The 19955-nt window shown below is 42.6% G+C and carries 24 protein-coding genes and 1 pseudogene; 16 read left to right on the plus strand and 9 right to left on the minus strand.

Features of this window, described 5'->3' with window-relative positions:
• The first annotated feature begins 71 nt into the window (after positions 1-71).
• Entirely contained in the window at positions 72-845 is a 774-nt protein-coding gene (locus JCM19055_RS04385) for a tyrosine-protein phosphatase (protein ID WP_152549752.1), read from the plus strand.
• 72 nt (positions 846-917) lie between these two features.
• On the opposite strand, the gene JCM19055_RS04390 is transcribed toward JCM19055_RS04385, so the two are convergent.
• Positions 918-1367, minus strand: coding sequence for a hypothetical protein (locus tag JCM19055_RS04390; RefSeq protein WP_042358703.1), 450 nt, complete (start codon positions 1365-1367; stop codon positions 918-920).
• Positions 1364-2158, minus strand: a pseudogene (locus JCM19055_RS04395) (DUF3100 domain-containing protein). Before JCM19055_RS04395 ends, JCM19055_RS04390 begins: the two are co-directional and overlap by 4 nt.
• Positions 2159-2598: 440 nt before the next feature.
• On the opposite strand from JCM19055_RS04395, the gene JCM19055_RS04400 reads away from it, so the two are divergent.
• The gene (locus tag JCM19055_RS04400) at positions 2599-3774 is read left to right on the plus strand and encodes an acetyl-CoA C-acetyltransferase (protein ID WP_042358704.1); all 1176 of its coding nucleotides are present in this window, start codon (positions 2599-2601) and stop codon (positions 3772-3774) included.
• 22 nt (positions 3775-3796) lie between these two features.
• Complete coding sequence (locus tag JCM19055_RS04405; protein ID WP_042358705.1) at positions 3797-5392, plus strand: long-chain fatty acid--CoA ligase; 1596 nt, start codon at positions 3797-3799, stop codon at positions 5390-5392.
• Positions 5393-5547: 155 nt separating this feature from the next.
• Here the strand turns inward: JCM19055_RS04405 and JCM19055_RS04410 are convergent, their stop codons facing one another.
• The 4 genes from JCM19055_RS04410 to JCM19055_RS04420 all read right to left on the minus strand — a co-directional run bounded on the left by JCM19055_RS04410 (position 5548) and on the right by JCM19055_RS04420 (position 8780).
• Positions 5548-6348: a sulfite exporter TauE/SafE family protein gene (locus JCM19055_RS04410; protein ID WP_042358707.1), complete on the minus strand. Its 801-nt coding sequence runs from the start codon at positions 6346-6348 to the stop codon at positions 5548-5550.
• Positions 6349-6457: 109 nt separating this feature from the next.
• A complete protein-coding gene (locus JCM19055_RS04415) occupies positions 6458-7672 on the minus strand; it encodes a dicarboxylate/amino acid:cation symporter (RefSeq protein WP_042358709.1) in 1215 nt (404 codons plus the stop codon).
• A 162-nt stretch (positions 7673-7834) separates the two neighbouring features.
• Positions 7835-8119, minus strand: a complete 285-nt coding sequence (locus JCM19055_RS31245) for an arginase family protein (protein ID WP_370542986.1) — start codon at positions 8117-8119, stop codon at positions 7835-7837.
• Positions 8073-8780, minus strand: coding sequence for an arginase family protein (locus JCM19055_RS04420; protein ID WP_370542987.1), 708 nt, complete (start codon positions 8778-8780; stop codon positions 8073-8075). The genes JCM19055_RS31245 and JCM19055_RS04420 overlap by 47 nt, the downstream gene beginning before the upstream one ends.
• A 161-nt stretch (positions 8781-8941) precedes the next feature.
• Here JCM19055_RS04420 and JCM19055_RS22740 point away from each other — a divergent pair, with 161 nt between their 5' ends.
• Together JCM19055_RS22740 and JCM19055_RS22745 are read left to right on the plus strand one after the other, a co-directional pair.
• Positions 8942-9223, plus strand: coding sequence for a hypothetical protein (locus JCM19055_RS22740; RefSeq protein WP_052365917.1), 282 nt, complete (start codon positions 8942-8944; stop codon positions 9221-9223).
• Between the two features lie 25 nt (positions 9224-9248).
• Positions 9249-9698, plus strand: coding sequence for an HAD family hydrolase (locus JCM19055_RS22745; RefSeq protein WP_265181806.1), 450 nt, complete (start codon positions 9249-9251; stop codon positions 9696-9698).
• Between the two features lie 43 nt (positions 9699-9741).
• Here the strand turns inward: JCM19055_RS22745 and JCM19055_RS04430 are convergent, their stop codons facing one another.
• Genes JCM19055_RS04430 through JCM19055_RS04435 form a run of 3 tightly spaced genes read right to left on the minus strand, consistent with a single transcriptional unit; the run spans position 9742 to position 12814 of the window.
• Complete coding sequence (locus JCM19055_RS04430) at positions 9742-10290, minus strand: S-layer homology domain-containing protein (protein WP_042358710.1); 549 nt, start codon at positions 10288-10290, stop codon at positions 9742-9744.
• A complete protein-coding gene (locus JCM19055_RS22750; protein WP_052365919.1) occupies positions 10221-12092 on the minus strand; it encodes a gamma-glutamyltransferase in 1872 nt (623 codons plus the stop codon). The genes JCM19055_RS04430 and JCM19055_RS22750 overlap by 70 nt, the downstream gene beginning before the upstream one ends.
• Positions 12035-12814 carry a gamma-glutamyltransferase gene (locus JCM19055_RS04435; RefSeq protein WP_052365920.1) on the minus strand — a complete coding sequence of 260 codons (780 nt, stop codon included), beginning with the start codon at positions 12812-12814 and terminating at the stop codon, positions 12035-12037. The genes JCM19055_RS22750 and JCM19055_RS04435 overlap by 58 nt, the downstream gene beginning before the upstream one ends.
• Positions 12815-12964: 150 nt before the next feature.
• Here JCM19055_RS04435 and JCM19055_RS04440 point away from each other — a divergent pair, with 150 nt between their 5' ends.
• The 11 genes from JCM19055_RS04440 to JCM19055_RS22765 all read left to right on the plus strand — a co-directional run bounded on the left by JCM19055_RS04440 (position 12965) and on the right by JCM19055_RS22765 (position 19954).
• Positions 12965-14935, plus strand: a complete 1971-nt coding sequence (locus tag JCM19055_RS04440) for an acetoacetate--CoA ligase (RefSeq protein ID WP_042358712.1) — start codon at positions 12965-12967, stop codon at positions 14933-14935.
• A gap of 46 nt (positions 14936-14981) precedes the next feature.
• A complete protein-coding gene (locus JCM19055_RS04445) occupies positions 14982-15179 on the plus strand; it encodes a hypothetical protein (RefSeq protein WP_042358714.1) in 198 nt (65 codons plus the stop codon).
• A 150-nt stretch (positions 15180-15329) separates the two neighbouring features.
• A complete protein-coding gene (locus JCM19055_RS04450) occupies positions 15330-15692 on the plus strand; it encodes a DUF5362 family protein (RefSeq protein ID WP_042358715.1) in 363 nt (120 codons plus the stop codon).
• Between the two features lie 411 nt (positions 15693-16103).
• Positions 16104-16316 (plus strand): hypothetical protein, encoded by a 213-nt coding sequence (locus JCM19055_RS04455; protein ID WP_152549753.1) that lies wholly within the window; start codon positions 16104-16106, stop codon positions 16314-16316.
• Positions 16294-17016 (plus strand): PAS domain-containing protein, encoded by a 723-nt coding sequence (locus tag JCM19055_RS04460; RefSeq protein WP_042358717.1) that lies wholly within the window; start codon positions 16294-16296, stop codon positions 17014-17016. Before JCM19055_RS04455 ends, JCM19055_RS04460 begins: the two co-directional genes overlap by 23 nt.
• Positions 17017-17023: 7 nt before the next feature.
• Positions 17024-17212, plus strand: coding sequence for a Spo0B domain-containing protein (locus JCM19055_RS27055; RefSeq protein ID WP_052365921.1), 189 nt, complete (start codon positions 17024-17026; stop codon positions 17210-17212).
• Positions 17213-17255: 43 nt separating this feature from the next.
• Positions 17256-17666, plus strand: coding sequence for a sensor histidine kinase (locus JCM19055_RS22760; RefSeq protein ID WP_052365922.1), 411 nt, complete (start codon positions 17256-17258; stop codon positions 17664-17666).
• Positions 17667-17668: 2 nt separating this feature from the next.
• Complete coding sequence (locus JCM19055_RS04470; RefSeq protein ID WP_265181800.1) at positions 17669-18340, plus strand: response regulator; 672 nt, start codon at positions 17669-17671, stop codon at positions 18338-18340.
• Between the two features lie 169 nt (positions 18341-18509).
• A complete protein-coding gene (locus tag JCM19055_RS04475; RefSeq protein WP_042358720.1) occupies positions 18510-19433 on the plus strand; it encodes a tripartite tricarboxylate transporter substrate binding protein in 924 nt (307 codons plus the stop codon).
• Between the two features lie 72 nt (positions 19434-19505).
• The gene (locus JCM19055_RS27060) at positions 19506-19667 is read left to right on the plus strand and encodes a hypothetical protein (protein ID WP_193745307.1); all 162 of its coding nucleotides are present in this window, start codon (positions 19506-19508) and stop codon (positions 19665-19667) included.
• Between the two features lie 71 nt (positions 19668-19738).
• The gene (locus JCM19055_RS22765) at positions 19739-19954 is read left to right on the plus strand and encodes a tripartite tricarboxylate transporter TctB family protein (protein WP_052365923.1); all 216 of its coding nucleotides are present in this window, start codon (positions 19739-19741) and stop codon (positions 19952-19954) included.
• Position 19955: the final 1 nt, after the last annotated feature.

Genomic DNA, 19955 nt, shown 5'->3' on the forward strand with positions numbered 1-19955 from the left:
CCAAATAAATAGTTTAATAGAACTAGTTATATGTTACAATATGATCAAAAGAGCGAACGGGAGTGAGTCTTTTGATCGATATACATAGCCATATCCTTCCACATATTGATGATGGAACACGATATATTCAACGTAGCATAACTTCGCTTGCACGTGCGGCTCAAAATGGGGTTACGCACGTGATTGTCACTCCCCATCATGGGTACAAGAATTATCATAACCCTCGAGAGAAAATTCTCGATGCAACCCTTCGATTGCGGTTACGAGCAAAGAAAGAGCGGATTCCAATTCTTATTTTTCCTGGTCAGGAAGTCTTGATTCATGAAGACATGATGAATGGATTAAATACGGGGGCACTTTGTACATTAGCGGATGCTGGACAGTACTTACTCGTTAGTTTGCCACAAAACACCATTCCCTCCTTTGCGATGAAAGAATTAAGTGAATTGCAACGTCACGGAGTTGTGCCAGTACTTGCGCACCCTGAACGTCATCCGCTCATACGCAAAGATCCATCTTGGCTCTATACGCTTGTTCAACAAGGCATTGTGACACAAATTACTGCCCCAAGTCTGCTTGGATATTCTGGAAGAAGAGTGAAGCGTTTTGCAATCGATTTAATTAAACATGACCTCGCTCATTTTATTGCGAGTGACACGCACGGGGTAGGGCAAGACCGTTATCGAATGAAAGAAGCCTATGCGATTGTTGAGCGCCATTGCGGAACAAACAAAGCCGTTTTATTGAAAGATAATTCTGATTTATTGATGCATTGTCAACATATATTACGTAGCGAGCCACGAGTATTGCATACAAGACGAGGACTACTAAACGGATTTGCATAAGAAAGCCCATCACATAATGAGTCGCACCAATGAAATAGAGTTTTGGTGCAACGTAAGTGATGGGTTTTTATATTAGATAATCCCTTGAAAACGAAGAACGACTTCAGCAATGATTGCAGAACCAATTAATGTTCCAAATAGAACAAGAAGACAAACGACCATGGCTTTCCAGCCCATTTTCACAAAATCAGTCCATGAACGACCGATGGCAATCCCTGCATAAGCTAGGATCGGGGTGGCAATCGCAAGTAACTGGATGTTGCTCGTCCACTCAACAACATAAGGTCCCCACGGAAGATTAGGTAAGGAGAGGATAATCCCGATAACGATCACATAGACGACACTCGGAATTTTCACTGGGATCAATTGACTCAATAACTGACCAAGCGACGCGATCAGGATCAAGACGAGCATTCCAAGAACGGCTTGAATGGAGAAGATATCGTATCCAATCCAGTTACCGATTAGTGCTACCGTACCTACGATGAGCATCAATAGGAAATATTCTTGAATATTTTTCATTGGTTTTCCTCACCTCGCCACTTCCAGAACAGTTTATAAAGCTTTTCTGTAATCGGTAATGCGATGAATATACTAACAAACAATCCAGTCGCATACGTTAATAGATTACTTGCACCAGCAAATGCAATAATTTGCGTTTCTAATTCAGGATAAGCCGCAATTAAAGAACCAGAGGCAGCAGCCATCATACTCCCACTACCGACCTGCGGCCATTGCTAACGAGAGTGGGTGAAGGGGCGTGAATGTGGCAAGGAAACCAGAAATAAGTCCATAGAACATTGCTCCAAACACTGTACCGAATACATAAATGGCTGTGACTCCACGACCCTCGCAGATTCAAATCCAAATTTATCATAAATAATTCCAAGATTGGATTCCCGCCCAATACTATGGGTCATACCAATACTTTCACGCTTCATACCAAGCAGTAAGACGGCAACTGGGAGTGCGAGAAAAATCGTTCCGAAGTTTCCGATTTCTTGAAGTAATAGCGCGGGTCCTGCTGCAATGACATTCCCTAGATCGGGACCGATCGTAACACCGATTTTTGCAATTAATAACGTAACAGCAATCGTAATAATTGGTTCGGCATTTTTTGATTGTTTCTCTTTAATAATGGGTGTGAAATAAAGAATAAGTCCAAATACAATGGCAAAGAGCATCGGTAGAAGTACGATCATTCCCGGTCCAATCGTAAGTTCAATAATACCGATTGCTTCAGTAATGAGAACAATTCCAAGCACGATAACATGTAGCCGCCAATCTTTTAATAATTGTGTGATCTCAACCATCCTCTGTCCCCCTTAAGTGCTTTAATCTTTAGTTCCCCTCGTTCCATTGACTTGAATGTACCCGATAAATTTGAGACGTTGATTTAATTTCTATGAATAATAAGTATTCTTAAACCATTCGACCGAAAGAGATTTGTAATTAATATCAGAATTGCTGTTTCATAGTGTTATAAAAGTCTGAAATTAATCTAGGTAATTAATCATCGTCAATGGATGTTAATAGTTTACTTTTGAATAGTATCCAAATCAAGTATTTATTTTACTAATTCTGAATAATGGCTAGGATGGATGTAGCGTTCTTCCTTTTTTTTCATGGAAAGTAGCTAACAAATTGGAAAATTTGTGATAGTATAAATGAATGAAGATTCATTAAACATTGAAATGTAAGCGTTTTATCACTTTGTTATTCTAGTAAATCAATTTGTAAGAGGAGCGGTATTATGAATGAGGTTTATTTGGTTGAGGCAAAACGAACAGCAATTGGGACATTCATCGGTAGCTTAAAAGGACTCTCAACCGTTGATCTTGCCGTTCCACTCGTCTCTGAAATGATGGAGAAAACGAAGCTTCCAAAAGACGTCATCGACGAAGTGATCGTTGGGAATGTATTTAAAGCAGGGGTGAAAGGCAATCCAGCACGGCAAATCGGAATCCATGCGGGTCTTTCTGAAGAGACACCTGCAATGACGATCGACAAACAATGTGCGTCAGGTTTACGAGCAATCACACTCGGAGCGATGCAAATCGGAGCAGGTGAGAGCAACCTAATTCTTGCTGGTGGTGCTGAAAGCATGACAAATGTTCCTCGCCTTTTGATGGGAAGTCGTGAAGGACAGAAGGTGGGGGATACAAAGCTCGTTGATAGTCTTACTCATGACGGGTTGCACTGTGCCATTCAGAACTATCATATGGGTGTGACGGCAGAGAATTTAGTACGTCAATACAACATTTCACGTGAAGAACAAGATGAGTTTGCATATCAAAGTCAGGTCAAAGCCTTAAAAGCAATTGAAAATGAACGCTTCAAAGAGGAAATCGTACCATTATCGGTCAAGTCACGCCGTGAAACGATCACATTTGATACTGATGAAGGTCCTCGTCAAACAAGTGTTGAGAAGCTTGGGAAACTATCGTCAGTCTTTGAAAAAGATGGTACCGTAACAGCAGGGAATGCCTCAGGCTTAAATGACGGGGCAGCGTTTACGTTCCTTGCATCTAAAGCTGCGGTTGATCAATACAACTTAAAACCTGTAGCCAAAATTAAAAGCTATGCAAGTGCTGCAGTTGATCCTTCAATTATGGGCATTGGTCCTGTTCCTGCGACTAAGAAGGCGCTAGAGCGAGCAGGCATGTCATTAGACGATATTGATCTGTTTGAATTTAATGAGGCGTTTGCTTCACAAGTGATCGCTGTTAATCGAGAGTTGAACGTTGATGAGAGTAAGATCAACGTAAATGGGGGCGCGATTGCACTAGGGCACCCTGTCGGATGTTCAGGAGCTAGAATTGTTGTCACACTATTACATGAACTACAAAAACAACAAAAGCAACACGGTTTAGCGAGCCTTTGTGTCGGTGGCGGACAAGGTGTCACGATCATTGTAGAAGCACTATAATCCATTTGGAAGGGTGATTGGAATGGAAAGAAGATGGTTTTCGTCGTACCCAGAAGGAGTAGAGCGTAACGTAGACGTTGAGATTCAAGAAACAACGGTCGTTGATTTTCTTGAAGATACAATTAAAGCCTCACCAGATCATCGTGCAATCGTATTTGAAAATGAATCATACACATACAAAGAGTTTGGACAAATTGTTCGTCGAGTAGCGAGTTCACTACAAGACCAAGGTGTCAAAAAGGGCACTCGGGTTGCGTTAATGATGAACAACTCACCGGACTACGTGTTCTCTTACTTTGCGATTCTTTATGCGGGTGGTGTTGTCGTTCAAAACAATCCAATGTATAAAGAGCGTGAGCTCGGCTATCAACTTACCGATTCAGGTTCTGAACTATTAATCATTGAGAAGTCGCTACTTGACGGATTAGAAGGCATCTCAGACATTGTTTCGAAGATTATCGTTGCAAGAGCAGATGACCATCCGAAGTACGATACGTTAAAGAAACTAATTAATTTAGGTAGTGAAGACTTTGAGCCAGTAGCCATTAAGCCGAAAGAAGACTTAGCGGTGTTGCAATACACGGGTGGAACGACAGGTGTATCAAAAGGTGCAAAGCTTACACACTATAACTTAGCAGCAAACGTCATTCAGACTGATGAGTTCGTTGGTTTGCAAACAGAGAAGCAAAAGGAAAAGCTATTAAATGTATTGCCGTTGTTCCACGTTTACGGCATGACTGTGTCAATGAACTATTGCATCTACTTACAGTCGACGTTGTACCTCGTTGAGCGGTTTGAACCGAATAGTATTTTGGAATTGTTACACAATGAAAAGATTACGATGCTACCTGGAACGCCAACAATCTATGTAGCGGTTAATTTTGCTAAAAATATCGAACAATATGACCTTTCTGCTATTCATACGTGTCTTAGTGGGTCAGCGCCACTTCCAACGGCAGTTCGCGATCGCTTTTGCGAGTTAACAGGAGCGAATCTACTGGATGCTTATGGGTTAACTGAAGCATCTCCAGTTACCCACTGTAACCCGATCACAGGTGAATCGAAGCCTGGTAGTATCGGCATTCCGATCTATGGTACCGATTGTAAAATTGTAGATTTAGAAGAAGGGTTAACGGAGTGCAAGCCGAATGAACCGGGTGAACTGATCGTTAAAGGTGCTCAAGTAATGGAAGGGTATTATAAACGAGATGATGAAACCGAAGAAGCTCTCCGTGATGGTTGGCTGTACACTGGTGATGTTGCGTACATGGATGAAGATGGGTATTGCTTTATCGTTAGTCGTAAGAAAGATGTCATCATTGCGAGCGGCTACAACATTTACCCAAGAGAGATTGAAGAAGTGCTCTATGAGCATCCAAACGTTACGGAAGTTGTCGTCTGTGGTATTCCAGATGCGTACCGAGGCGAAACGGTTAAAGCATTTATCGTGAAGAAAGACGCTTCCAAAGATACCGAAGAAGACTTTATTGCGTACAGTAAAGAGCGACTAGCGAAATTCAAAATTCCTTCTCAAATCGAATTTAGAGAAGAATTGCCAAAATCAAAAGTAGGGAAAATCCTACGTCGAGTATTGATTGAAGAGGAAACATCCGTATAAGGCAGGCGCACCCGAAACGTTCCAGTTTCGGGTGTTTTTTATATGTTTTATACGATGGGTAGGTTGAAGTTGATGCAAGACTAAACACTGTTCTCAACAAAAGACCTTGGCAAGTTGAAAGGTCATATCGGTTGGTTCTAGTCCTCGAGTATGAATTAACCAACAATCATAAAGACGACTACAATTGCTAAGAGAACCAAATAGGCTTTTGAAAAGATCTTGTCCGGTAACACTTGAGCAATACGCCTACCAATCGGGACGCCTGCAAACCCACCAATTGTAAAACCAATCAATGCGGGTATGTAAATGAATCCAAGTGTGGATGCTGGCATACCTGATACGTTTGCACCGAGAATCATATAAGTAGTCGTTCCAACAATGGCAATCGGCAAGCCAAGTGGTGTTGCTAACGCAACCGCATGGAGCATGTTAAGACCTCGTTTTCGTAAATAGGGAATGGTCATCACACTACCTCCAATGCCGAGCATTGAAGAGATCCAACCGATACAGACGCCATTTGCCCCCGCATATTGGCGTTTTGGGAAGCGGAAGTGACTGTCGGTAATCGCTGTGGTGAACGTTTTTTTGATGATGTTCGAGACGATTACATAAAGCAAGAAACCGATAAAGGCATAGCGAAGCCACTCACTTTCAATGAAACTAGCAGCGACTGCTCCGAATAGTGAACCGATTGCAATAAAGATTGCCAAATAATGAAATACCGGCCAATGCACATTGCCTTGTTTGGCGTGATTTAGCGTGGAGTTAAACGAATTCACAATCATCACGGCGAGTGACGTACCGATCGCTGTGTGCATGAGGTACGCATGGGGAATGGATTCTGGTAAGAACGCATAAAGAATCGGAACAACGATAAAGCCTCCGCCAAAGCCAAAGAGACTAGACATGATTCCAATGAAAATACCAATTAACGTGAAGAGAAGTATCGCAAGCATCTGTTCCGCCTCCAACTAATCTAGCTCGTGGTGTCTACCTTCTTATCGTACAACGAAATGTCGAACGATGCGGCAGAAATTTCAGTCAAACTAAAAAAGGATGAACGTATCATCCTTTTTTTGCGAGTCTATGATCTTCAGAGCGTTGCAGAAGTGTCGCGTTTGCTGCATTTCCTAGCACGTTAAGCATCGTTCTAAACCCTTCAGTAATACGGTCAATCCCTGCAACGATCGCAATTCCTTCTAACGGAAGACCAGCTGCAGTTAAGACGGTGGTCATCATAATAATTCCTGCCCCTGGAACACCAGCAGTACTAAACGATACGAGCAAAGCACTCACGAAAATCGTTAGAACGAGCGTGAAGGTTAAGTCGACACCGAACAATTGGGCAACAAAAATGGCGTTGAATCCTTGAAGAATCCCTGCTCCATCACGCTTAAGTGCCGTTCCAAATGGAATCGCAAATCTAGAAATCTGCTCATCCAAGCCTGCTTTTTTAGCACCGTCCATTGCAACCGGTAATGCTGCATTCGAGCTTGCGGTACCAAATGCTAATGTAAAGGCAGGCATAAAGCCTTTAAAAAATGCTTTCGGATTTGCACGTGTTACAGATAAAAGGAGAGCATACAATGCAATCATGATAAAGATTGCTGCGATTAACCCGAGAATGTACACCGCTAAGTTAGCAAGGATTCCAAACCCTTGCGTCGCAACCATCGAAGCAATTAAGCTGAATACACCAATTGGAGCGATGATTAAGACGAGCCCAAGAATCTTCTGGACAATTTCATACGTACTCTCGATGAAATTCATAAACGGTTTCGTTTGTTCATCTTGCAATAAATTAATCGCTGTACCGACGAGCGCTGCGATAATGATTACTTGTAATAGATTTCCGGACGCGAGAGACTCGAATGGATTACTCGGAACAATGCTCACGAGCCAGTCCATAAGCGGTTGCCCTTCATTCGCATCAGCATCACCTGAACTGATAGGTTCTGCACTATCACCAGGACGGATCGTAATCGCGACGAGAATTCCGATCACAATGGCAAATGCAGACGTAACGACATAAAAACTCATCAGCTTTGTTGTGTATCTTGCAATGTGTCCCGATCCTTTTAACTGCGTAACACCGATGACGAGCGCGACAAACACGAGCGGCACAACAATGAGTTGAATCGCTCGTAAAAAGATCTCCCCAACTGGCGAGAGTACATACTCATCAAGCGGTGCAATCCAGCCTGGTGCGAGCAAATTCAACAACCCACCAAACACAATTCCAGCAAACAGTGCAATAAAAATTCGAGTAGATAACGACAAGCCCTTCACCTCAGTCTCTACAATTCAATGAGTTTAATTGTATAGGACGGAGATAGGCTTGTAAATAGATTAATCCTATATAATTACTGGGATTTTGATTTTGCATTCTCATCACAAAAAAAAGACTGGTTTTCCACCAGTCTAAGTTAAGTTCAACTTTGATTAAGATTTATGCTTTTTATTATAGGCAAGCAACGCAAGGAATTTAGCAGCAATGTGTGCCGCATTAAGTGCAGTGGTTCCTGCTGGATCGCGATCAGGTAGGACTTCAACGAGGTCAAAACCAATGAAGTTCCCACCCGCAACACCACGAAGCAGTTCAAACGCTTCAGTGTTCGTAAACCCACCAACTTCAGGTGTCCCTGTGCCTGGTGCGTATGTAGGATCGAGAAAATCAATATCAAATGTTAAAAAAAGTTGGCGTGTTACTAATTCGTTGATTGGCACGTTTAATAACTTCTTTAATGCCCATTTCACGGAAGTCTAAAGCTGTGATCACTTCATATCCAAGTTCACGATTTTCAATTAAATGTTGCTTTGAATATTGGCGCATTCCAATTTGAATGGACGTTTCGGTATTCACAATTCCTTCTTCAACGGCACGACGGAACATCGTTGCATGTGTATATTTCTTTCCTTGAAAGGAGCTATCCCACGTATCACTGTGAGCGTCAAAATGTAATAAGCTTACAGGTCCGTATGCCTTTGCCGCTGCGCGAAGGTGAGGCAGTGACACAGAGTGGTCACCACCAAAAATGATCGGTACGATGTTGTTAGAGAAAAATGGAACGAGTTGTTCTTCAACACGCTCGTAGTTTTCTTCAATAAATCCTGGAGTGATCGATAAGTCGCCATAATCTACGCCGGACAAGTCTTCAAAGAGTTCAATGTCAAATGCAGCGTCATAAGAGCTAATTCTCATCGAACGACTTCGAATCGCTTCTGGACCGAATCTTGCACCAGGTGCGCTTGTTACACCAGTATCAAAGGCATGTCCCATAATCGCATAATCAATGTGTTCGCGGGTTTTCACATGGGGCAAATGCATAAAGGTTCGTATGCCTGTAAATCCTGCTTCTTCATAATCGGTTGCTGGTTTATAATGCATAGTGACCACCTTTTTGTTGTAATTTTCTTACATTTTATCATAAAATAAAACCTTCATATACTGTAATACGAATCAAGCACAACGTATAAAAATTAACAGACTACATGAAATAGACGTACACTAGTATAGTAATTGTAAGTTCCAACAAAAGGTGTGAGACGATGACGAACATCATTACGTTTGATTTAGACGGTACGCTTATGCAAAATCCATTCGTGAAGTTTGTGTTTCCAGCGATTGAGAAAGATTTGCAGGACGTTTTAAACGATCAGCGACCGATTATTTCCGAAATTGTTGCGATGCACAACGACTATATGAAACAAGGTGAAACATCCAAAGCCTATGATTGGGACCTGATCGTAACGGAGTTTTTGATTAAATCGAATTGTGTGCACACGCTCTCTGTGGAGCAACTTGTAAAAAAAGCACGCTGCTCCGCCTGACTCGTACCTTCTTGAGGCAGGAAGCATTTCGGCCTTAATGACGCTTAGGAAGAAAGGTTACCGTCTCGTGGCGTTAACGAATGGTTTTTATAAATATCAATTTCCAGTTATGGAACGACTAGGTCTTGCGCCACTGTTTGATCAGATTGTGACGCCAGAAGAAGCAGGGTGCGCAAAGCCAGATCCACAGATTTTGCAGGCGGTGTATGCTCTTGGCACGGTTGTCGGTCATGTAGGGGATCGCATTGATCATGATGTAGTGATGGCTAACCAAGAAGAAATCCCATCCATTTGGATCCGCCATACGTTCCCGGAATGGATAAAACGAGCAATCATGAGTGAACGGATCCAGCTTGCGCAACCATTGATTAAAGAGAAGTATGAAAAAGAAACAGGAACTCAAACGATTAGCCAGGAATGTCAGCCGAATTATATCGTTTCATCAATTGAAGAATTGAACCGGATTTTTACGTAAAACGCCCCGTACTTCACTCGTACGAGGCGTTTTTTAGATTGAGTTAGTCGAGTGCGCGATCTAAAAAGACGACTAGCTGTGCACGTGAGACATTCTCATTCGGACGAAAACGATTGTCTTCAGTAATCGTAATGCCGTGCTGAGTAAGAATCTCCACGTTTTCTCTATGCGCATCATACGTCTGGTCGAGATCAACGATCGTGACGGCTTCACCAGTATTCTCAAGCTCTAATCCTCGGACGAGAATGGAGGCCATTTGCTGGCGAGTCAAATAATCGCCGCCTTTGAAATATTGGTTGTTATTCGAGCCAATCATAATGCCTGCTTCATAAACGGCAGCAGCAACATCGGCATACGTGTGACCCGGTGGCGTGTCTACAAACGGTGTGCTGTCTACGTTCTCAGGTACCGGTAATTCAAGTGCATTCGTTAAAATCCGAGCGCTTTGACCACGGTTGATGGGTTGACTAGGTCGAAACGTACCATCTGTATAACCAGTAATCACATGTAGTCCAGCCATTCTCATAATTGAATCGTACCCGAACGTGTTCTCATGAACGTCGCTAAATGACAACGCAGCGTGTTGAACCATTGCACTTCCTCCGCCGCGGCGTTCGGTTCTGTCGTGGGTGTCACTTGACCGTTTTCATGAAATTCAATGCCAGTAACCGCGCCAATTCCTTGAACGGCTTGATTCGCTAAGAAACGATGACCGCGTGTCTCGAGTTCTGCGATCTGAGCATGGGATTCGTTATTCACATAGCGTCCTTCGTATTCTGTTGTAGAATCAAAATTGTTCCGTTGCGAGAAGCGTGGCTCAGTAATGGCTTCTGGAAATGAACGATTAAAATCGAGCATGTGCATCATAATTTGTGAGACAGTCGTAATGATCGTGTCACTTCCCGGTGCACCAATCGTAAGTACCGGACGGTCGTCTTCCATTACGATGGTAGGTGACATGCTACTTAATGAGCGCATACCAGGTCTCGGGTAATTCGGATGATCAGGAGATTCAGTTGGAATCCGGCTATAAACCGCGTTATTTAATAGGAAGCCATAGCCAGGAACGACCATGCCGTTGCCACCGATTGAGACAATTGTAGATGTGTAACTGACGATATTTCCTTCATCATCACTGACCGATAAGTGAATGGTTGATTCATCAGCATCATCTTCTAAGTGCTCAAATTCCTCTGGTTCTTCAATGATTGCTTTTTCTGCAGGTGAGATGGCCTTTTGTTGCACGTCTTCTTGAATGCTCATCTGACGTGCTTCGTTAATCGGTGTTACATCAATATGATCAACATACAATGTTTGGGCATGATGATGATCGAAGTTGATCATGCTCAACAAAACGTTGCCTCTGTCTAACGACGTCTGGTTTGAAGAATCTAATGAATGAACGGCTAGCCACTGATCGGAACGACCTTCGTTATCAGCAGAAACGGCGACTTTTAACTGTTCATTTTCAATTCTAAATGTCACGTCATGCCATTCATCTTGAAAAGTGAATGGGATTCGTTCAACCGTTCGAAGCTGACCATCGACAACAGATTGTAGAGCAAGTTGGTTCGTGCCGAAGTTAAGCTCTAAGCCGTACCCATTTAGTGGCAACGTACTACCAGATTGCCATACGTCCGCATTTAGCCAAATTCGAAGCCTACGGTCACCAGAAGATGGTTCTCCATAAACACGCATCGTTAATTCATGATCTTGGAGGGCTTCCATCGTCACTGCTGCTCGACCGTAAGAACTGCCTCTGCCGTCTTGACGAGGTGAAAGTGTCATTTGACCTTGTTCATTGTTCACTGTGAACGTGGCATCAAATGGGTGGCTTGATGGTCCAGTATCAATTCGGTGAAAATGCTCACTCGGCCACGTTTGACCGTTTTTAACACCTTGGAAATCATAAGGAAACTGTGGCATTGCTTCAGTCTGTGGGTTTCCAGGAGCAATTTGGCCGATTCGTGCAGCGCTTGAATCAATAAGGGAACGACGATGATCGGCATACGACATTGATAGAAGCTCGTTTTCGGGAATATCTGTAAACGCAGGATCTCCAATGAAAGCTCGTCGATCCGCAAAAGCGGCACGAGAAGCTTCTAAGTAATGATGCAATGCATCAACAGGCCCCATGTTCGGAACGTCGTATCCTTCAAGTATGTTAAAAAGTAAGCCAACAGTAATCCCGCCACTTGAAGACGGTGGCATTCCATAGATGTCATAGCCACGATAGGTAGAATGTGTCGCTTCTCTTGTGATGACCTCATAGCCTTTGAAATCGTTTACTGATACATCGCCTTTAAGAATGCCTTGTTCAGCGTTCCAATTGCTACTTACTGCGCGAAAATCAGGATTTGCAACGAGCGGTGGTTCATTAATGGTTTGAACCATTGCTTCAGCAACTTCTCCTTCATAAAAACATCGGCACCCTCATTTGCAATCAAGCGATATGTATGAGCAAGATCAGGGTTTTTAATGCGTTCACCGACTCGAGGTTGATCATAGATCGCAACCGTCGACGAAAACAAGTTAAAACGATCTTGATGTTGATTGGTTTCTCGTACAAAGTTGTGATCAGCAATAAAGCCGTTTTCTGCAACTTGAATGGCTGGTTGTAACACGTCTTCAAAACTCATCGTTCCATAGTGTTCGAGGGCAACTTCCCAATTTTTGATCGTACCTGGGACTGATACACTCGTGCCGCTTGAAGTTCTCATTGCTGCAGGGTAGATTGAACCGGTCGTAGGATCAATGTAGGATTCATCGTTAAATGAAGCCGGTGTGACCGATCGTGCATCGATCGTAATGTGTCGGTCTTCTTCAGCGAGGTAGATGAGCATCATGCCACCGCCACCGATACCGCCAGAGTAGGGCCGTGTCACGCCTTGAGCAGCTGCAACGGCAATAGCAGCATCGATTGCATTTCCACCTTGATCTAGTATGGTCATGCCGGCTTTCGATGCATGAAAATCTTCAGAAGCAACGGCGCCACCTGTTCCTGTAACATGAGCGTCTACGTGAGCTTCAGATTGTGCATGGACGGGCGAAGGTTTAAACAATGAAACGAGTAAAACGCCAGATAGTACAAATGAGATAAATTTCCGAATGATCAACTACTCCTTTATATGTTCCGATTGGAAAAAAAACGTAAAACTTATCCTCTTATTGTAATGATAATTAGAAAGGATTGCTAGATAGCAGGAGAAATTGGCAGAAATCACTAATTACATAAAGGAGGAGTAGACGAAGAGGAGGAGAAATGGATGAGTGTGCAAGAAGGGACGTTGTTACATACCCCGAATAAAGAAGCGATTGAACAAACAAATTTAAGCGATTACATGAATTGGCTAACGAAGCAATATGGTCTTTCTTTTGCAAATTACCATGAACTTCATAACTGGTCAGTTACTGATCATGAAGCGTTTTGGGAAAGCTTATGGCATTACTTTGAAGTGAATCCTGAAGCGACGTATCAACACGTTATGGATTCGTCAAAAGGATTTATGCATACGACGTGGTTTCAAGGAGCAACCGTAAACTATACCGAATACATTTTTCGGAACATGAATCCTGATCATGTTGCCGTTAAAGCGTACGGAGAAAAAAGGCACAAAGAAGAAATCGTTTGGGGAGAGTTGTACGCACGCGTATCAGCCGTTGCAAATGGTTTGAAGGCACTCGGGGTTGAGCGTGGTGACCGAGTCGTAAGTTATATGCCTAATATTCCTGAAGCGATGGTTGCAATGCTTGCAACAGCAAGTATTGGAGCAATTTGGTCGAGTTGTTCACCAGACTTTGGAGCACGAACGGTCGTTGATCGTTTCATACAGATTGAGCCGAAAGTGATTTTTGCTGTTGATGGTTACCAATATAATGGAAAGAAGTATGACCGATTGGACGTCGTAAAAGAAATTAAAACGTCAATTCCGTCATTAGAACATGTCATCGTCGTTCCTGTGTTTCAAGATGCGCTTCCAGCTGAATTTAATTTATGGTCTACTTTCTTGTCTGATTATCGAGACGGGTCTCCAATTCCATATGAGTCCGTAGGGTTTGACGATCCGTTATGGATTTTATATTCGTCGGGCACAACAGGCCCACCGAAAGCCATTGTCCAAGGTCATGGCGGCATTATCTTGGAACATATGAAATCAATGGTGTTACACAAAGACTTAAAATCGGAAGACGTCATGTTCTGGTATACGTCGACCGGTTGGATGATGTGGAACATGGTCGTAAGTGGGTTAATGATGAACGGAACGGTCGTACTCTATGACGGTAGTCCAGCATACCCAGATGCGAATGTGACCTTTAAGCTTATTGAAGAAGCAGGGATTACTTCCTACGGCACGAGTGCACCATTCATTATGGCTTGCCGAGCAAATGGAATGCAGCCTAAAGAAATCGCAGATCTTTCAACGCTTAAAGCATTCTCATCTACGGGTGCAACGTTACCTCCAGAAGGATCACAATGGGTGTATGAAGCAGTTCATGATAAGGTATGGCTAAACTCCGTAAGTGGTGGGACTGATATCTGTTCAGCAATTGTAGGTGGGATTCCGACTCAACCAGTCTATGCTGGAGAGATTCAAGGACGCGTACTTGGTGTGGATGCCGATGCGTGGGATGAAGAAGGGAATTCGCTCGTGGATAAGGTTGGCGAGCTAGTCATAAAAAAGCCAACGCCTTCTATGCCTCTCTATTTTTGGAATGATCCGAACAACGAGCGATACTATGAAAGTTATTTCAATGAGTATATAGGGGTTTGGCGACACGGTGATTTAATTAAATTTAAAGACGATGGTCGCTGTCAAATCTATGGAAGAAGTGATTCAACAATTAATCGTGGCGGCGTGCGAATGGGCTCGAGTGAGATTTATCGAGCAGTCGAAAGTCTTGAAGCGATCAAAGATAGTTTGATCGTTGATATAAGCCACCCGACTCGAGAACCATACATGCCTTTATTCGTCGTGTTAGAAGATGGCTTTGTTTTGAGTGAAGAATTAAAAACAGAAATCATAACGAGCATCCGTCAAAACGTTAGTCCACGACATGTCCCTAATGAGATTTATGTGATTGAAGAAGTTCCACGTACATTAAATGGAAAAAAAGTCGAAGTGCCTGTTAAGAAGTTATTGATGGGTGTCGAGTATGAACAAGCAGTAAATGAAGGATCATTACAGAACCCTCATACATTCAATTACTTCAAGCAATTTCATCGACAAGATGCTTAACGAACGGTTCATTAAAGCATATAGTACTGAAAAAGGAGGAATAACGATGTATCCTCATCAAGACCCCTTCTTCAGGCAACTACAAAAATCATTGTTACGGTTTCAAGCAGACTTTAATGAACGGTTTCAAGGGATGGACGAACGATTAAATGATGCGAATAAACGCTTCGATGAAATCGATCGTCGTTTTACAGAAAAAACTGAAGAGAATTTCAATGAGATTGAAAAGAAGTTTCATAAATAACGATGTGTACAGTTAGCTTCGTTTTAAGTTCACACGTAATACGTGAGAACTTAAAAGGAGGCTTTTTGTATGAAATTTCTTAATAAAGTAGTTTCTTTATACATATAATTAGGGAAATGTTACTAGGAATTGTACAAAAGGAGGAATTGGATGAACGTTGATGTAGACGCGCATTTGCCAAGAATTGCGCTATGGGGGCGAGTGCTCGGAGTAATCCTGATTGTTAGTGGAGCATTTTCTGCGATTTCAGGCGTGTTTGCTTTTGTTATAGGAGCAATCCCAGGAATTATAACGGTCGTTCTCGGTGTATTTCTGTTTCAGAGTGGTAGTGCTGCAAAACAATTGGAAGACAGTGGGGACCCTGCTGAGTTGAACAACATTCTCATTCATTTTGGACGTTATTTATTGTGGAATTCAATTATGGCAATCATTGCGATTGCGTTCGTCATTATTATGGTTATTCTTGTTATTATGGGGATCTTCACAACAGGATTGACGCTTCAAGGGTTTTAATTACATGACTTAAAAAGCCGTTGCGCCACGCAACGGCTTTTGTTTTGCAGTGAAACAAATCATCAATATATATATGATAAACTAGTGCATGCATGATTAGAGTAGTATAAATAATGACAGAAAACCCAGTCTAACCTTTTCGTTCGACAGAGTAGAAAAGGGGGGTAAGTCTCTACAACGCATGAACAACTCTTTGATTTTATGAGCCATACATCGTAATCAAGGGGCTTTGAATCGGCTTATACCTAGCATTTTGGATGATCTATTATTCTGATAGTTGAAGATGTGGAAAGTCTTCTTTTCTCTTCTTCATAACCATTGCTTAAAGTAATCTCTGTGAGTGAGGGGGAGCACTCGTCGAGTTTTTTATTGATGCAATCAGTGATTTTGCAAGGGAAGGAGGGACAAGTGATGAAAAAATGGAAAATTAAAACGCGGATGCTTGTGTTCTCAACGGTCCTGTCATCATTCCTATTTACAACCTTTGTTATTGCTTTTGCTTCATTTGAAATTGAAAATACGAGAGATGAGTATGAGCAGTTGGCAAGGCAAACAGCGAATACGATCAGTTTTATGCCTGCAATTGCTGACGCCATTGTTAATGAAAAAAACGGACGAGCTTGAAGGGCAAATTGAACGTATTCGTCTGCAAGTTCAACATCCCTTCGTTTCTGTCGTAAATGTTGATGGTAAGTATTTACATAAAACAAATGCAACAAGCGGTGGTGAAGATGCACCGGAAGCCAGATACTCTCGAACGTTAATGTATGGATCTTACCAGAGTGATTCAGACCAATTGCATATCCAAATTATTGCGCCCATCTATCAACAAGTGGAATTCAACGGTGAGCGCTTGGTCGGTGCAGTGAAAGTCGAATACCCAAGAGATATTTTGATGACTTCAATTACGGATAAATTTATGCGACTTGGCTTCGTAGCGATTGTAAGTCTTATCATTTTAGTGCTAGGCATTAGCTTGTTGGCCCGTAACATTCGTGAAGACACGTTTGGGCTTGAGCCGGCGGAGATTGCGAGTAAATTTACGGAAAGGGAAGCCATGCTTGAGTCTGTAAAAGAAGGCATTATTGCCATAAATACGAAACAAGAAGTAACATTGATTAATCCATCAGCACGCAAGCTGATTCAACATCCTGATGACGAAGACAAACTCGTTCGTGATTTGGGGCTTCTGGATGTGATCAACGGTGAAGCGTACTTATATGATGAGGAACGTTTTTTTCAAAGGACACCCTCTGATTGCGAATTTGCGCCCGATGTACACGAATATGCAATTAACGGGTGCCATTTGCAGTTTTCGCTCTAAAACAGATATGAGGTTGCTACAGCAGACCATTGATCAAATGAAAAGCTACGCGGACGGTCTTCGGGCGCAAACCCATGAGTTTAAAAACAAGCTGTATGTAATCATGAGTTTAGTACAACTTGAACAGTATGAGGAAGCGATTCGATTCATCGAGGAAGAAGCCGTCGTGACGGAAAGTTTTTTTACCAAAGCTTAAACAAATTCAAGATTCTGGGATACAAGCGATCCTTTTAGCGGGAATGGGGAAAGCATCAGAGAAAAATATTACAATTATCATTGAGGACAGTTCTTCTTTAGAGCCTACGCATATTCCCATTTCTTCAATGACAACGATGCTCGGCAATGTGATCGACAACGCCATTGATGCAGTCGTTGACGAAAAGCGAAAGAAAATATTGATCTTTATGACGGATGTAGGTGATGATATTGTCATTGATGTTGAGGACAGCGGTAAGGGAATTCCGGATTATTACAAATCAGAGGTCTTAAAACAGGGGTACTCCGTTAAGGGTGAAGGAAGAGGCTATGGTCTTTTTAATGTTGAAAAAGAATTAAGTCGTTACAATGGTTCACTAGAAATAGCAGACTCTGAACTTGGCGGAGCGAGTGTGTCGTTAATCATTCCAAAAAGAACAGAAGGGAAGATGTAATGATGAATGTGGTTATAGCAGAAGATGATTTTCGTGTTTCAAGCATTCATGAAGCGTATGTGGAAGAAATGGAAGGGTTTGATGTGACCGCAAAGGCATTAAACGGCAAAGAATTGCGTGCATCTTTGGAACAGAACACAGTCGATCTAATTCTACTAGATATCTACTTTCCGGATGAAAGAGGCACGAGTTTGATGATGCACATTCGAAATCAATACCCGGACATAGACATAATCGTCATTTCTGCGTCTGACCGCCGCGATGATTTGCTTATTGCAAAGCGCTATGGCGTTTATGATTTCTTAGTTAAACCGGTAACGAAAAATAGATTTCAAACCGCATTGCGACAATATAAAGAGCATCGCTCATGGTTTTCACAATCATCGACGTTTTCAGAGAGCGATGCAAAGCGGTTTTTAACACATACGGGTCACGCTTTCTCTGAAGAGGTGCTTCCGACAGGGATTGACTCAATTACGTTGAACAAAGTGGCAGGTGCACTAAGCCGAGCATCTGACGGCTTAACGATTGAAGAGACGTGCAGAAAAGAGGGCGTCTCTCGAACGACGGCACGAAGATATTTGGAACACTTGGTGGCATCCGGAAAAGCAAAAACGCAATTGAGTTACGGCGTTATAGGAAGACCTGAGCGTAAGTACGTGCTTACGTCATGACGACCTGGACTTCAGCGAATTCATGCTGAAGTTTTTTTTAATTTTAGAGCGATGGTCATAAAGGACAAAAAGAAATAAAAATTCTAAATATTGTAGCGGGTTACTGCCGGTGATATATTCATTATCATCGAGATCTGAAAGCGTTTACTTGATGGGGAGGTTTTATACGATGTGGAAAAAAATTGCGATGATGTGCAGTGTCCTTCTAATTATAACAGCCTGTTCGAATACTTCAGGCTCTTCACCTGAAAGTTTTCCTGAACAAGCCATTGAGATCATCGCACCGGCAACACCTGGAGGTGGCTGGGATATGACAGCAAGATCAATTCAGCGGGCTATGAATGCCGATGGTTCCGTCGACGAGGACATTACAGTTGTAAATAAACCGGGCGGAGGTGGAGAAGTAGGTTGGCAGTACTTAAATCAACAAGACGGACATTTTGCCGCGGTTAACTCCAGCTTACTCGTTACCGGTAACCTCTTGGATCAAAGTGACCTGACTCACGAAGACTTCACACCATTAGCAATGCTCTCAACAGAGTGGTTAGCTGTAGCAACACATCGTGATGCAGGCTTTTCTGATGGTACTGAGTTGATGGATCATCTAAGAGAAGATCCTCAATCACTCACAATTGGTGTTAGCCCGTCTCTTGGCAGTGGGAATCATCTGGCGTTTGTACAAGCAGCTGTGGAGTCCGGAGTGGATCCGACTGAATTGCAATTTCTCGTCTATAGCAGCGGCGGCGACATTATGAATGCGCTTCTTGGAGGGCACATCGATGTAACAAGTAATTCAATGTCTGACCTTTCTGAGCAGTATGAGGTGGGCGAGATCGATATTCTAGCGGTGACGTCGCCGGAACGATTGGAAAGTTTTCCGGATATTCCTACATGGGAGGAACAAGGGATCGACATGGTGTTCCCACACTGGCGAGGCATCATGGGGCCAGCGGATATGCCCGAACATGAAGTAGAGGCATGGGACGAGTGGCTAAGCAACATGGTAGAGACTGATGAATGGCAGACGGTTTTAGACAATTACGATCTTGAAGATTTTTACATGAGCAGTGGTGAGACTGGTCAGTTTTTTTGAAGAACAGCAGGACTTTTTTTGCAGAAATCATTGAACAGGCGGGATTATCCCCGTAGAGAGGAGTCGCCATGAATGCCGTTCGGCTATCATTGCCAATATTTTTTTATCGTTGTTAGTTTAGTGCTCGCAATACTTACTTTGCAATTACCACATGCACAACTCGGCAATCCATACGGACCGATGTATTTCCCGCTCGTCGTGAGCGTAGGTTTATTTCTTTTTTTCAGTGATTGATTTAATCAAGACACGACATCATTTTGGTAAAGAAAATGAAGATTTGAAAGCGTTACTAAAAAAAGGAAACGTTGTTTACGCTAGGTGTTATTTTAGCGCTTTGTTTGTTGTACACGTTGATTTTTGAAAGAGTCGGCTTCTTTTTGTCCACGGTCATTTTCTTGGCTGCAATTATGTTTTTCTTAAATGGGAAAAAGAAGTGGCTACTAAACATCATCGTGACATTGGTCGTTGCAGGGAGCAGCTGGTACGTGTTCAGCTATTTATTAGAAATTAGTCTACCGTAAA

Origin of the sequence: Geomicrobium sp. JCM 19055 (assembly GCF_000698185.1) — a bacterium.
Taxonomy (GTDB): Bacteria; Bacillota; Bacilli; order Bacillales; family Marinococcaceae; genus Geomicrobium_A; species Geomicrobium_A sediminis.